Annotated in this window: 4 protein-coding genes; 1 reads left to right on the top strand and 3 read right to left on the bottom strand. The window is 42.4% G+C overall.

From position 1 onward, the window contains the following. The first annotated feature begins 11 nt into the window (after nt 1–11). A complete protein-coding gene (locus ACSVH6_RS03170) occupies nt 12–1,421 on the top strand; it encodes a T9SS type A sorting domain-containing protein (RefSeq protein WP_438075469.1) in 1,410 nt (469 codons plus the stop codon). A gap of 261 nt (nt 1,422–1,682) precedes the next feature. Here the strand turns inward: ACSVH6_RS03170 and ACSVH6_RS03165 are convergent, their stop codons facing one another. The 3 genes from ACSVH6_RS03165 to ACSVH6_RS03155 are packed head-to-tail and all read right to left on the bottom strand — an operon-like array spanning nt 1,683 to nt 13,084. Next, nucleotides 1,683–3,554 carry an OmpA family protein gene (locus tag ACSVH6_RS03165; RefSeq protein ID WP_438075467.1) on the bottom strand — a complete coding sequence of 624 codons (1,872 nt, stop codon included), beginning with the start codon at nt 3,552–3,554 and terminating at the stop codon, nt 1,683–1,685. Between the two features lie 19 nt (nt 3,555–3,573). Then, on the bottom strand, nt 3,574–4,497 hold the full coding sequence (locus ACSVH6_RS03160; RefSeq protein WP_438075465.1) for a PorP/SprF family type IX secretion system membrane protein: 924 nt from the start codon (nt 4,495–4,497) through the stop codon (nt 3,574–3,576). Between the two features lie 40 nt (nt 4,498–4,537). After that, on the bottom strand, nt 4,538–13,084 hold the full coding sequence (locus tag ACSVH6_RS03155; RefSeq protein ID WP_438075463.1) for a choice-of-anchor J domain-containing protein: 8,547 nt from the start codon (nt 13,082–13,084) through the stop codon (nt 4,538–4,540). Between the last annotated feature and the right edge of the window lie 179 nt (nt 13,085–13,263).

The following is a 13,263-nucleotide window of genomic DNA, read 5'->3' as shown; positions in this document are numbered from 1 at the left end:
GATACGTTGCTATGAAAACAAAAATCTCTTTTTTACCCATTCTTATGTTGCTACTCCCCTTGTTGCTGCAGGCGCAATGTTTGAATCAAATAGATGCGGGGTATTTTTATGCGTTTGGAATTAAAGAAAATGGAACATTATGGGGTTGGGGGAATAACTCACAATCGGGACAATTAGGTAATGGAACTGAAGTAGACCTTTGGACTCCCACACAAATTTCTAATGCCTCAAATTGGCAAAACGTTGTTTGTGGATCGAACACAATGGTTGCCATAAAAAGTGATGGTACGCTTTGGGTATGTGGTGATAATACGGCCGGTGAATTAGGTTTAGGGATTAGTAATTTATATTTAAGTACTTTGACTCAACAGGGTACAGCTACTAATTGGAAGCAAGCTGTCGTTGGTGATTTTAGTAGTTACGGCATCAAAACCAATGGTACCCTATGGGGATGGGGACAAAACGATGGTGGACAGATGGGGAACAACACTTGTTGTAGTGACCAGACGACACCGGTACAAATAGGTACCGATACCGATTGGAAACAGGTGGCTGCCAGCGGGTCTCGCTCTGCCTTTGCCATAAAAACCAATGGTACGTTATGGGGTTGGGGGAGTAATATTGCATATCTTTTGGGTAATAGCAGCGTCTCAGTTTTGGCAGTACCTACTCAGTTTACTACAGATACTGATTGGGATAGTATAGACATAGGTAAAAGTCATGTTCTTGCCCTAAAAACAGACCATTCGCTTTGGGCTTGGGGTGAAGGAGGTTCGGGAGAAACAGGACAAGATCCTTCCGGTGGAATTACCAATTCAGTTCCTTTTCAAATACCGGGTTTATGGAGTAAAGTTGCGGCAGGATATCGTTTTTCTATGGGTATCAAAACCGATGGTACTTTATGGACATGGGGAAAGAATAATGTAGGTCAGCTGGGAGACGGCACTACCACGAATCGTTATATTCCCTATCAAATCAGTACGGCTACCAATTGGGTTAGTGTTTCCTGCGGGTATCAGTTTACTATCGCTCTTCGTGCTGACGGCTCTTTATGGAGTTGGGGTAACAATTATTACGGAGAATTAGGTAATGGTACTGACAGTACAACCCAAGCTACACCAACAGCTATTTCGGTAACCGGATGCAACTTAGCTACGCCACAGTTTGAAAGACAGGTAAGCCTTGTGGTGAGCCCTAACCCAGCGGTGAACCAACTTACCGTAAGCTACAAAGGCCTTGAAAACGTAGAGGCTATTGTGATTTATGACCTTAGTGGTAAAACGGTGTATACTCTTCCGGCTATGGGAAACAATGCATTCAGCAGTAGTTTCAATACCAATGCATTAACTCCCGGAAGTTATATCCTGTCCTTACAAGCCAATGGGAAAACGGTGGTGAGTAAACAGTTTGTGAAAAATTAAATCTAAAGGGTTGTGTGAGCAACCCCTTTTTTTGGGTTATTCCCGTGGCTTCCCCATTTGGTTTTGATTACCTTCTAACGATTGGAATGACGGGTTGGTGATTGGACTGTTGTTCTCACGTCATTTGAAGCGTTCTCAGACCGCAAAACTTCGGTTGCCGGTATTTTATCATACCATAGCAGGTTGTAAGCTCTAGCCTCGCATATATCCATAAAAAAAGGCCGAACAGTTGTTCGGCCTTTTTTATCTCAAATAGCAAGATTATTTTTTAACAATCAAGAATTCAGAACGACGGTTTTGAGCGTGTTGTTCTTCGGTACAATTAGCACCACAATCCACTTTAGGCTCTAACTCACCCATTCCTTTTCCGGAGATTCTATCCGCTGCAATACCTTTTGAAATGATGTATTGTACCGTTGATTTTGCTCTACGGTCAGACAATCTTAAATTGTATTTATCGCTTCCTCTGTTATCCGTATGCGATTTCGCTAAGATGACCATGTTCGGGTTGTTTTTCATCACCTGAACTAATTTGTCTAACTCAAATGCGCCTTCGGCAGTAATGTTGCTCTTATCGTATTCAAAATAGATTTCTTTCAACACGATTTCAGTTTCTGTAACGATAACATCAATAGGTTGTAACGCAGCATCCACTTTAGCAGTAGGTCCTTTAGACTTGGTCACTGCAAAAGTATTGCCTTCGAAACCGTCTTTAGAAGCTTGTACTACGTATGGCTTATCACACTCTACTCTGTATTTTACCTCACCTTTGGCATTTGACATTTCAGTAGTAATCACATTTTTCTTATCGTCTAAGATAGCCACACTGGCATTAGCTAAAATTTCTCCTGTTTTGGCATTGGTTACTACAACTAAAACGTCCACACCACAAATAGGGCTTACCGCAAAGATGTCGTCGTTTCCGTTACGGTTACTGGATAAGAATCCGGCATTTTTGGTTCCGTTGAAAGTAAAGGCGAAATCGTCTTTTTCAGTATTTACCGGTTTGCCTAAGTTGGTCGCTTCAGCACCGTTTGACAAGTCAATTTGGTACACGTCTAAACCTCCTAAGCCCGGTTTACCACTCGAAGCGAAGAATAACGTTTTGTTGTCATCAGCAATGTATGGGAAACTTTCATTTCCTTCTGTATTTACTTTGTTCCCTAAGTTTTGCGGATCGCCATAAGAACCGTCAGCATTGATGCTCACTTTCCAAATGTCTACCCCACCTATACTACCGGGACGGTCAGAAGAGAAATATAAGGTTTTACCATCGCGGCTCAAACTTGGGTTACTGGTAGAAAACTCTTTGCTGTTGAAAGGCAACATGGTGATGTCTCCCCAAGTATCTCCTTTTTTCACGGCTTTGAAAATACTGTTTCTTCCCAATTTCAATTTGTTTGCTTTGTCTTTTTCAAAAGTTCCTTCTCTGAAACTGTCGCTTGAGAAGTAGACGGTGTTTCCGTCAGCACTCATGGTCAACGGTCCGTCGTGGAACTTAGAATTTAACGAGGGAACAGTAGCCGCATTGGTTACCGTTCCGTCCGCGTTATAATCTGCTTTGTAGATGTCTAAAAACGGTTCGTCTGTCCAGCCGTAACTTTTACGAGCACCGTTGCGGGCACTGGTAAAGTAAACACTGTTATCATACAATACGGCACCGAAATCTGATTTATCACTGCTGACATCGGACGGGTTCACATTGTACAATTTGGTTTTATCCATCAACTTCGGAACGTAGTTCGGATTTTCTTTGAAGGCTTTCGCACGGGAGTCAGAAGGGGCAGCAGCGGCAAACTTTTGCATTTGCTTGTTGGCTTCTTCGTATTTTCCATTGGCTTTCAACATTTGGGCATAACGGTAATACGTCTCGGCATCCTGAGTCATCTCAGTAGCTCTGGCATACCATTTTACCGCTTCCGTAGTGTTGAACATGTTATAATAAGTGTCGGCCAACTGTTTGTACACATAAGCCGTTCCCTTATCATTTTCAACCAATTTCAAATATTCTTTGGCAGCATCGACATACTCGTAACGGTTGTACAATTTGTCCGCTGTCTTAGTGTCTTTATTTTGGGCTCCAACAGTAAAACTAATGGCCACAAAACTTAATGTTATATAAAGATTTTTCATTTTTAGGATTAGTTTATGGTTAGAAATATCTAGGAGATTGTGATACTTTTTTCGGGAAATTCAAATCAAACAACAAGATAAACTCGTGAGAAGCCGGGGCTACTGTTTTGATATCTGAAATCACATGATCGTAGGCATACCCTAATTTTAAATTAGGTGTAATGGCAAAATTTACCATAGCTCCAAAAGAGTCTTCCAATCGGTAAGTGGCTCCTAATTCTAACTTATCATATAACAAGAAATTGGTTGACACGTCAAATGAGGTCGGTGCATTCAAAGATGATTTCACCATAGCAAATGGTTTGAATTTCAAATTCGGATTCAAATCGAATACATACCCTCCTGTTAAGAAGTAGTGCAATTCCTCTGTACCGTATTTAGCTCCGTTAAAGTCAAGGTATTTTGCCTTTAACATATTAGGAACTGAAAATGCGATATAGTATTTCTGAGTGTAGTAAAACACCCCCGAACCTACATTCAAGAATGTAGCGTTCGGGTTAGAGGCGTAAAACGGATCGTTAATATTTGGCTGCGGCAAGGTTGGATAAATGGTATTAAAATCCACTTTATGCATGGTCGCTCCGGCTTTTAAACCGAAAGCTAAACGATGCTCCCCACCTAAGTTCAAAGTATAAGAGAAATCAGCATAGAAGTTATTCTCTTCAACAGGACCAATTTTATCTGAAACTACAGAAAGTCCAAGACCCACATTTTTACCCACAGGACTGTGTAAAAAGAAAGTACCGGTTGTAGGGGCACCTTCGATGCCAACCCATTGTGCTCTGTAAAGCAAACCTCCGGATAAAGTTTCCTTAGACCCAGCATAAGCAGGATTTATTACACTCATATTGTACATGTACTGTGTGTAGTTCGGATCTTGTTGAGCTTGTACTTCTGTAAACACAGATAAAGCTAATATTGCAATGAAATATATTTTCTTCATTTTGTTTTGTTTTATTTTAAATGCAAATTATTATAAGTCCTTATTGCTGTCTGTTGATATAAATCCAACCGGTTCTGGTTTCTCCATTCGCACGATCAAACACATAGTAATACGTTCCATCAGGTAATTCGTCACCGTTATCAGATTCTCCTTTCCATTGGTTCGTATAGTCTGTTTTGCTGTATACTTCCATTCCGTAACGGTTAAAGATGGTGATCTTTTTCACGTTAAATCCTGATAAGTCAAACGCATCGTTATAGCCGTCACCATTAACAGAAATACCTTTTTGAATTACACAAGCTAAATCAGCCGGCTCAACGATAACGTCTTGCTCGCTTGAACAACCGTTTATGGTTACTGTAACCGTATAGGTATCGGCAGTCAGTGCATTAATCGATTGTGTATTTCCAACAACCTGTCCTGAACTGGTTGCCCAACTAAATGTAGCTGCGGGATCAAAAGTACCTGTAGTCGGTGACACCGTAAGTACAAAGTAGCTTCCTTGACAATCTCCGATAGCGGTAATAGCAAGCGGATCAGCTACTGTAACCGTTAAGCTACCCGTTTCAGCACATTGTCCTGCATCCGGTGTAAAGGTATAAGTGGCTGTTTCGGTATTACTAATCGTATCCGGTGACCAAGTTCCCGTAGTTCCTTCATTTGAGGTAGTCGGAAGTGTCGGAACTGTTGCTGAACCATTACATAGTGGTGCTATAGCATTAAATGTAGAAGGAACTTTTTGATTCACGGTTATCGTTAAGGTAGCCGTATTCGAACATTGACCTGCAGCCGGAGTAAAGGTATACGTGGTCGTTGCCGTATTATTCAAGGCAGGTGACCAAGTTCCCGGTACCAATTCAGGTGCATTTGACGTCGTTGGTAACGCTGCCAAAGTATCCCCATTACAAATAGCTGCAACCGGAGTAAAGGTTGGAACCACTTTTTGATTCACTACAATTGTTAAAGTAGTCGTCGTAGCACATTGTCCTGCATCCGGAGTAAAGGTATACGTAGTCGTAGCCATATTATTCAAGGCCGGTGACCAAGAACCTGTGATTCCCGAAACAACTCCTGTAGAAGTAGTTGGTAACGCATTCAAAACATCACCTTCACAAATAGCCGCTACCGGGTCAAAGGTAGGCGTAGCCGGTTGATTAACTGTAACCGTCAAAGTAGCCGTAGAAGCACATAGTCCTGCATCCGGTGTAAAGTTATACGTACCCGTTTGTGTATTGTCAATTGTTGATGGACTCCATGTTCCTGTCACTCCCTCTAAAGAAGCAGCAGGGAAAGAAACCGCATCACCATTACAAATAGTTATCGGATTGAATGTCGTTATAATTTGATCTATAATCGGATCAACAGTAACATCGAATGGTAATGAATAACATCCTGTCACTAAATCGTGTACTGTAATGGTATGAGGTCCTGAAACCACACCAGTGAAAGTCGTACTTGATTGGTACGTTCCTGAATCTAAGCTATACTCATAAGTACTTGAGTTTGGTAAAGAATAAGTACCAATATTTGAATAATCAACTACACCTGCCACATCATCAATGGCTGTCCAATCAGCAGGGTTCCAAGTGGTACTAGGTACTGTAGCTGTATTCAATCTTCTGTATGTATAACCAGCTTGACCAGAAGGTGTAAAACTCACATCAGTTATGCTTCCCCAAATATCAATATCAACATCACTTGTTGTTGCCAAACGAATATTGTCATTATCATTAACTCCAGTACATCCAGCGAATACAAGATTTGGTGTTACCCCTCCTTGGTTCGTTGATGAACCAACTGCAACAACAACAGTACTGTTATTATTCAACATACCTGATAAAATATTATCACATGAAGGATTAACAGAAGAAGAACCGTTATTGTACATTTTTAATTTATAGTTACTCAAATTAACAGTTGCTCCCGTACCGTTATATATTTCAACATAAGTAAGAGCACCTAAACCTGTTGGGGCATCAGTTACTTCAGAAATAAACAAGTTAGCTGGTAAACCACCTCCTGCTCCGTTAAGCGGGCTGGTTACTTCAATAGTTCCGGTTGGTTGCGTACAGGTTGGTTGCGTAACGGTTACCGTTGGCGCCGGTAAGTTTTGAATAGATACTACTCCTGTAGTCGGTTGCGACGGACATCCCAAAGTAGAGATTGAAATAGAATCTAACAAGTTTCCAATACTAGGGCTTCCTCCTGCACTTGACACAGAAACGAAACGCAATGAATAGTTACTTCCGGCTCCGGTAGGAATTGTATAATTAACCGTGTGTAATGCCCAAGCGGTATTTCCATCAGAGAAATTACCTAAGCTTACGTAAGGTCCTCCAACAGGTCCTACTTCTACTCCTACCACGTCAACACCTTGACGTCCTCTGTGGGCAAAAGAAACCGAAATAGTTGTACCCGGAACTACCGTGAAATCTTGGAATAACGTTCCCGGAGTATTAGCATTTAACTCCACTAAGTTATTTCCTGAATAAGGAGTTACCCCTTCAAATCCAGTAGGCCATAATTCAATGATACCATCCGAAGAAGTAGTATCCCAACAAGGCACAGCAGTCTCACTCACTAAGTTAGGAGTAGTACCTGTGGCTGCAGGCGTTTCAAAATCTGAATTACAGAATGTATTCACTTGTGTAATCACAACAGAATAATTTCCTGGTACGTTAGTCGTAAAGGAAGCAACGTTCCCAGGGTCTGAAGCTCCAGCCGGAACTGTCCAAACATAATTGTAGTTTCCTGCAATTGCCGGAGTAGCAACAACCGTAGCTGTAGAGCCCGGACAGAATGATGGATTATTTACCGTCACTTGTAATTCAGGATTTACAATAATAGTTAATGTTGTTGGTAATGCACACTGACCTGCATCCGGTGTAAAGGTATACGTAGCCGTTTGTGTATTATCTAAAGCCGGTGACCATGTTCCGGTAATACCGTTTAATGAAGTCGTCGGCAAGTCTGTTAATGTTCCGTTAGGACAAATAGGTGGTACCGCATTGAACGTAGGAACAATAGAAGGCGTTTGTACAACAATTGTCATAGTAACCGAAGCCACACAGTTTCCTGTCGTTGGCGTAAACGTATATGTTGTAGTTTGTGTATTGTCCATAGCCGGAGACCATGTTCCTACTACACCATTGATTGAAGTAGTCGGTAAGTCTGCTAAAGGAGCACCCGGACATATTGGAGCCACTTGCGTAAACGTAGGAGTGGTAGAACCAACTTCTATCGTCATCGTAGTAGTAGTAGCACATTGTCCTGCATCCGGTGTAAAGGTATACGTCGTAGTCGCTGTATTGTTCATAGCAGGAGACCAAGTACCGGTAATACCATCATTTGAAGTCGTTGGCAAATCTGCTAAGGCATCTCCCGGACAAATAGGTGGTACCTGTGTAAAGGTAGGCTCTGGCGCTCCGATAATTTCAACCGTAGCAGTTGGATTACTGGCCACACATGAACCTGATCCCGGTAATGTATAAGTAACGGTATACACACCCGGAGAACTCAAACTAGGAGTAATGGCTCCGGTGGTTACATCTACATAAAGACCTCCATTTGGAGAAGCTGAATACGATCCTCCTGTAGCACCCTCTAAAGTAGCTGGTTGAGGAGTAGTAAACAATACATTACAGTAAGAAGCCGAACCATAAGTAAATGTAGCCGTAACCGGTTCTACAATTTGTATGGTAGCATTTGATGTTCTTTCCGCACAAGTCGCAGTTTCCGCTACCGTATTAGTAACAACATAGTTTCCTGCTGTACTCGCTGCTAAATCTACCTGACCGGTTGCTGTATCAACAAATACTAAACCGTCAGGACTCGCGGTAAAGGTACCCGCAACCGAACCACTATTAATTTGAGGAGTCGGGTTAGGTGCACCGGCTTCTCTACAATACGTAACCGGATTATAATTGAAAGACGCATTAGGACAACAGTTGGTTTCACCGTGACCCGCAGTACCGGTATTGTTTTGTGTCAAAGTAATATATCCCGGTTGATTCGAGAAATTCGTAATCAAAATGATATAGAATTGCCCAGCTACTGCATTCGCAATATTTAAAGTTTCAGTAGGTGCAGCTGAATAACTACATCCTGTTTGTTGTGTTACCGGCACTCCAATTCCTGGAGGCGCATAAGGTTGTGCACTACCGATAAACGTACAAGCTTCATCCTGACTGGTAAATGGTCCCCAAGCGGCATAATCCACGTCAATATTTGGTGGTCCTGGTACACCGTTAACAGAAGGTTGTGTAGACTGTGTCAACGTATAATTGATAGGTCCTGAAGTAGCTACCTGAATGGTAAAATAGGCAGGGTTCGGAGCCGTAAACAAACATCCGATGGTACCTAAATTAGCTACCCCTGTAGTATTCACATAATCCGTAAGACTACAAACTGTTGAAGCAGTAGGACAAGTAGATGGTGTTGAAATACACAAGTTGAAATTTACCGTTTGTGGTGTTGAACCATTAGAGTACACTCTGATATAATAGGTCTGTCCTACGGTCAATCCGTTTAACACCCCTGAAACAGCGTTGGCTGCACTACAGAATATTTGTGTCAGCGTTCCGCATTCTCCGGAATACGCAGCAAAATTTAAGTTGGTTGTTGTCCCGACAATACTTTGCAGAGACACATTCAAATACTGATTGGTTGCAATAAATTGGAACCATACGTCATCATCCGCTGTTCCCACACACGGAGCGTCCAAAGGAACTGTTGACGCAGTTGCAGCGGTAATTGTTCCAGCCGTGATTTGACCACACTCTGCAGAAGAGTTTACCGGAGCGAATATGGCTCCCGAACAATCATCATTGATAATCAAAGTACTGAAGTTATGTGCTACAGACCATAAACTGTAACTACCATCAGGACATATTGATCGTACATAGAAAGTATATTGTGTCCCTGATTGTAATCCTGTAAAAGGGGCAGAGGTTGATGAAACCGTTACCCAACCCGTAGCGGTATCCGGCAGCGGTGCCGGTTGTCCTTGCAACACCAAGTATACTTGCCATTGCGCAACGTTCGGATTCATTTCTGTCCAGCCTAAAAGCGCGGAAGTAGATGTAATTTGTGTAGCCGTTAACGTATTTGGTTTAGGACATTGTGGAGCAGGAGCACAAGTAATGTTAGCAATCCAACCCGGATTGTTAACCGAACCATCACTTCTGAATCGGAAAGTCAAACAACCATCGGCACTTGATGAAGTAAACGGCCCAGGCAAGTTAGCTCCTGTTAAGTTACCCCAATAAGAACCCGGCAAGCCACCCGGTACATTTCCTGCACCATTCGTGCTGGCAATTTGCGGAGCTGCAATAGAGTTTCCGTCAAATACATACAATCCGTCCCAAGTTGCTTCTGTCCAGAAAGATGTGAATGTTACCGTAACCACTTCTCCGGCAGTATTAGGACAAATGGTTACTGTTGAATCTGAACTGTTAGCGTAGTTAGCTGATGGTCCGGCTGCATCTACAAAGTTTCCGCCACAAACCGGTGGAGCTACCTGTGTAGTAAAAGTTGTTGGACCAGTCCAAGTGCTGCTGTCTGTATCACTACAAACCGCTCTTACATAAACATCATAACAAGTTGCAGAGGTTAAACCGCTCAATAAGAAGTTGCTATTCGTAGAAGCCGTAGTGGTTGGAGTTGCATTGGCTGCCGGTGGTGTTGAACCACATGGCAATGCAATAACCTCCCAAGCTGTAGCTGTTGAGTTATCCGGATTTACCGGTTGAGTCCAGTTCAATAATGCTGAGTTATAAGTAACCGTATTATTGGTTAACACCGTAGGTTTTCTACAAGTTGGTGGTGGTGCACAAGTTACGTTGGCCACCCAACCCGGATTGTTTACTGAAGTATCACTCACAAAACGGAAAGTCAAACAGCCGTCCGCACTAGATGAAGTAAATGGTCCAGGGATAGCAGTGCCCCAATAGGCTCCTGTTACGGTTCCAAAAAATCCGTTACCGGTACCATTGGCACTGGCAATTTGAGGTGCTGTAATTGAATTTCCATCATACACCAATAATCCGTCCCAGCCCGTTTCTGTATTGAATGACGTAAAAGTTACGGTCACTACATCAGTTGCATTTTGAGGACAAATAGTCACCGTAGAGTCTGTGCTGTTAGCATAGTTTGCTCCTGAACCTCCCGGATCTGTAAACGTTCCTCCACAAATTGGCGGAGCTACTTGAGTGGTAAAGGTAGTAGGACCTGTCCAAGGACTTAAGTCATTACCCGGACATACCGCTCTTACGTATACATCATAACAAGTAGTAGGAGTTAAATCGGTAAGTGGGAAGTTAACATTAGTTGTAGCTGTGGCTGTTGGTGTCGCACCAGCTCCCGGAGCAGGAGAACCACAAGGTAAAGTAAGTACCTGCCACTCTGTTTCCGTGTTTCCTGGCGTCCAGCTGATATTGGCACTGGTAGAAAGCACCGAGTTCGATGTAATAGCTGACGGCTCCGGACAGGTTGGTAAATCTTCAATAATAAAGTTATCAATATAAAGTCTCCATCCGTCAAGTCCTCCTGCCGGTACATGGAATGCAACATTCACAGGTCCCGTGTAAGCCGAAAGGTTTACGATGTTTTCTACATAAGTAGTATTACTGTAAGAATTCAAAGGCACTAATGTTGTTGTAAAATCAACAGTACTGGCTCCATTTGTAGAAAGCATTACTCTAAAGTCATTAGGCTCATTAGTCGACTGTACTCTGTAACGGTATCTTAATCGTTGATTGCCATTCAAAATCACTTGTGGTGAAATCAACCAATCATCATTAGCCCCTCCATTACCATCCGTAAGAAGAACAGCAACCTGATCTCCCTCAAAAGGGTTAGTCGCATAATCCATATTCCATGAATCGGCATCATTGTTTCCGTTTACAACGGTCCAACAAGCCTGTGTGGTTGATGTGCTGTTGAATCCTTCCTGGAAAGTAACCGGAAACGCATCACATAATGTTCTGAAAGTATAAGGTCCGGCCCAAGCACTAAACAAACCGCTGCCGTCATTACAATCAGCTCTTACATAAAAATCATAAGAAGTGTTTGCTGTTAAAGCGATAGGACACGGGTAATTGGTATTAGTGTTGGTTTGTGTTCCTGAACCGGTCGGTATTGGACCTCCTGCAGGTTGCACCACTACTTCCCATGAAGTAGCTGCACCGGCCGCCCAACTTAAGTTAGCTGTAGTTTGAGCTATACCTGAAGCGGCTAAAGCAGTAGGTTGCGCACAAGCCACAGCTTGTATTACTAAAGTATACCCAACTGTTTGCGAAACTCCGCTTGATGAAACAACAATAATATATTCGTGACCTGCAACTACAGGAATATTAGGTAAGTCTCTGATACCGGTTCCGGTATTGGCAATTCCGCCAATACAAGCTATGCCAACATTAGAACATCCATCATAGACAAACAAACTTGAATTGGCTGTCGTTGGAGTTAAAGTTACACTTATGGTACCATTAGCCGGCGCGGTATATGAATAGAAAACATCATTCCCAGCCATGTAGTTTGTGGCACCTCCTGCACACGCAGCCGGCTGAATAACATCTGTACTGTCAGAGAAATTGCCGGTATTGTTGGTAGTACTGTATGGTAATGTTGATACCGTAATTGGAGCTAAACAAGTGAGTCCCGGTGAAGAGGTCGTAAAGTTGGTTGGTCCAACCCATACACTGTTAACTCCTCCTGAACAAACTGCTCTTACACGATAAGAATAAGTAGTGGTCGCCGCAAAGGGAACACCGGCAGTGGTTTGAGTAGCACTGAAACTATTGGTATTTACAATAGTACCCGTACCGGTAAATGTTCCGGCCTGAGGTATGATTTCCACTTCGTATTGCGGAGCGGAACCAGTCCAGCTCAAATTCGCTGAGTTCAATGTAATCTGACCCGCAACCGGGTTCGTTGGAGCAAAACAGTTTTCTGCTATACTTACGTTATCTACTAACCAACGGTCACCATCCAAAACAGTTCCCGTTTGGGTATAAACCATTACAAAGGAGATATAAACATCTAAGTCAGCATACGCTGACAAATCCACAATTTTTTCTTCATAGATATTAAATGTACCAACTAATTCTGTTTCTGTCCATTGCTGAACCAAACTGTAAGCCGTTGGATCGGTCTGAAATTCAGGAACTACAGCCGGAGCTATCTTGATTTGGTAGATCGTTCCTTGTATTCCACTCGAAAATGTTCGGGTGTAAAAGTGCAATTGACCGTTAGTCGGAATGTGAACCATTGGCGTCGCCAAATAATCTTCCGATGTATTGCCTTGTCCGATGTTTTCCCTATTGATATAGGCAGAATTGGTTCCCTGATAAACTAATGGTGGGGTCGCAACGGTACTCATGATTCCCCAGCGCTGAGCTGTAGAAATTCCTGAAGCAGCATCGTTGTCGAAAACCGCCCAATCACCGGTACCTAGTGTCCAGCTGGTTGCTGGAGCGGCATCCGGTCCTGTTGTTGACTCAAAACCTTCTACAGCCGGCGTAAATTGGGAATAACCGTTAACAGAAGCAAGCAACAACAGCAATAGAAATAAAGTAATTTTTTTCATGCAATAACAATTTAGTTGTTTGATTATAATTTTTTGGATAATGAAGCCCAAATTTAGTAAAAATTCTGAAAAAAACTGAAATTATATTTTTTTTGCTAAAATAAATGGCTTTGCGCTCCAAATTCTTCGAGTATTTACACGATTATTTAAATTTCAAATACCTAATTTTGCCAAACAAT

The sequence above is a fragment of the Flavobacterium sp. XGLA_31 genome (assembly GCF_051547105.1).
In the GTDB taxonomy this organism is placed as follows: domain Bacteria; phylum Bacteroidota; class Bacteroidia; order Flavobacteriales; family Flavobacteriaceae; genus Flavobacterium.
This window is presented reverse-complemented; position numbering and strand designations above follow the sequence as displayed.